General features: G+C 38.8%; 1 pseudogene. It reads left to right on the forward strand.

Annotation, left to right across the window (positions count from 1 at the left end):
* Nucleotides 1-181: 181 nt before the first annotated feature.
* A pseudogene (locus ABZJ92_RS22270) lies at nucleotides 182-403 on the forward strand (phage baseplate protein); the annotation flags it as partial.
* Nucleotides 404-482 lie beyond the last annotated feature (79 nt).

Raw genomic sequence — 482 nt, forward strand, 5'->3', positions numbered from 1 at the left:
AAAAACGAGTATTTTTAGTCATCCTGTTTACCTCTTTCTCAGGAAGTTTAGTCTCCAGGATTCCCGGGGCGGTTCATAGAATTTACGTAGCTCACGCTTAACAGAGAAAATACTTATATATCAAAGGCTTGGTTAAAAATGATTAAAATGCGCTAAGTCTTTGAAATCAAAAGAGAATTTAATGATTTACTCTAATCAGCTTCGTTACACTGGCAAAGATGGTGTTTACTTCCATCTACAAGGCCAACCAGATAATTTCTTGTCACTATCAGCAACTGAAAACATGGAATTTGATAGCCCTATGATGGTTACCACTCAAAATATGCAATCAGGGCAGACTGTAACAGATAATGTAATGCGTTCACCTAGAACTATTTCAATCAGTGGTGTGGTTGTGGTTGGTGAATGGATTTGCCCCTATATTTCCAGACATCTGTTATCACTTAACCCATTACAAGCCCGCTGCCGCAGATATTCCCGTG

This window comes from Shigella sp. FJ200513 (assembly GCF_040495915.1).
GTDB lineage: Bacteria > Pseudomonadota > Gammaproteobacteria > Enterobacterales > Enterobacteriaceae > ECMA0423.